The sequence below is a fragment of the Luteolibacter algae genome, from assembly GCF_042683045.1.
Lineage (GTDB): Bacteria > Verrucomicrobiota > Verrucomicrobiia > Verrucomicrobiales > Akkermansiaceae > Luteolibacter > Luteolibacter algae.
This window is the reverse complement of record NZ_JBHUIT010000041.1, coordinates 1-1,583: the sequence shown is the minus strand read 5'-3', so window position 1 is coordinate 1,583 and position 1,583 is coordinate 1. Positions and strand designations below refer to the sequence as shown.

Here is a 1,583-nt window from a genome sequence, read left to right as displayed (position 1 = left end):
CAAGGCAGCGCCGCTGCGGGACGGTGGACCGGAGGCATGATGTGCAAGGAGGCACGACTGGAACATGATGCCGCAGGCGGGGCGCGGAGCAGGTGCGAGCCAGTGCAGGCGGCTAAAAAGGAAAGATCCCACCGAAGCACCAACGCGGACGCGTTGATCGCCGCTTGCGACGGCCGGAAGGCTGGCAGGATGTGGAGGGCGCAGCGGAGCGGAGTGCGGGGAGGCGCATGGTGAGGCACGAACCACCCGCAACATGCTGCCAGACTGGAGGCCGTGCCCGACTGGCCCGACGGTAGGAGGCTGACTTTGTTAGATGGCATGTGACCTCGCCAAGGCCCGCCCGAACGATGGACACCCCCCTAAAAAATGGGAAGCGCAGGCGGTGGCTGGCGACATCTTCATTTAAAACGCGAAGCGCACGATTGGGCGCCCCAGCCAGACACCGCCGGAGCGTTACGAGTGATGAACCGGCGGCTGACGCTGAGGCACGAAGCGGCAGGAGAGCCGGTGAAGAACGAAACCGAAGCCAGCGAAGTGAAGCGGCTGCGACGGGCCGTAACGGTGTGCCGACGGCAGGAGGCGCTGAGTGAAGGCCCACGCAGCCAAGCGCAACGCCGTCGAACGACCAACGACCGAGCGAAGGCGCGATGCCTGCTCGGAAGTGAGGCACGAACGAACGCGCTGGCAGCGTGCCGCAGCGGCTCTACGCCTTGCACCCAGGGGGACGGGTTTTCGGCGGCAACGTAGGAACGTTGAATCAACAGTCATTAGCTAAAATGATTGGAGGATTTCCTTGTTGGAGATCAAGCCATCTTCGGCATAAAAAACAAACTGCCTAAGAGATATTGTCGAGTTATATCTATTGACCGACTTTTCAAAACTAGAGTTCTCTCCTCCTGCGTCCGACATTAATTTCTCGGCCTCTTCCACGCTTTGTCCCACATACAAAGTTTTGAAAGCGTTTTCAATATTGGTGTCACGAATATAGAAAAATGCATAGACCGCCAATAGCGAACAAATTAAAAGTGCGGGAATTCCTAAGATCCAAGCAATCTTCTTCCTTTTTGTCATCTAGGGAGCTGGGTTGAAAGATCCATACGGTGCTGCGGACGGTGCTCCTTTTGGATGAAACATGCTGAAGCCTCGTCCTGTTGCTTTCATCAAATCCTCAAGCTGTCTTTGTAGTTCAGCAGGAAAAGCCGATCGATCTAGGGGGATTCCGCCTGCATTCAATCCATCCATCGTCCGAGTGTTGCAGTTGTCTTTCATTGCATCAAGTGGCTCCTTTTTTGCATTTGGAAGTGGCTTCCCTTTAAGCTTTTTTAGGTAATCTGCGATGGCTTTCTCTTGTGCCGGAGTAGTCGGCAGTATGTAAACATTTGTGTCTCTGTATTTTGCCTGGGCATCAAGGTAGTCGGTGAAGCTAGATCCTAAAGGATGCGCTGCACCCGTCCCAAAGGTGAATACTCCTTGACCAGTAAAAGCAATCGCGGTGTGCCCAAACGGATTTCCACTCGTCTTGCAGCCAATTGTAATCGCCGTCGCTAAACCCAAAGGATCAATCCCATTGATTGGGTTATTCT

3 protein-coding genes are annotated in these 1,583 nt (G+C 54.6%); 1 reads left to right on the top strand and 2 read right to left on the bottom strand.

Annotation, left to right across the window (positions count from 1 at the left end; all coding sequences use genetic code 11):
• Positions 1 to 234: hypothetical protein (locus tag ACFSSA_RS15760; protein ID WP_386821586.1), on the top strand; the 234-nt coding region annotated here is incomplete at its 5' end.
• A gap of 537 nt (positions 235 to 771) precedes the next feature.
• On the opposite strand, the gene ACFSSA_RS15755 is transcribed toward ACFSSA_RS15760, so the two are convergent.
• Complete coding sequence (locus ACFSSA_RS15755) at positions 772 to 1,071, bottom strand: hypothetical protein (protein WP_386821585.1); 300 nt, start codon at positions 1,069 to 1,071, stop codon at positions 772 to 774.
• Positions 1,072 to 1,583 (bottom strand): DUF4105 domain-containing protein (locus ACFSSA_RS15750; RefSeq protein WP_465262946.1); only part of this gene is annotated, 512 nt, incomplete at its 5' end. It lies immediately after the preceding gene.

Coding starts and splice junctions, on each gene's coding strand:
- ACFSSA_RS15755 (WP_386821585.1), bottom strand. CDS start 1,071: ATGACAAAAAGGAAGAAGATTGCTTGGATCTTAGGAATTCCCGCACTT.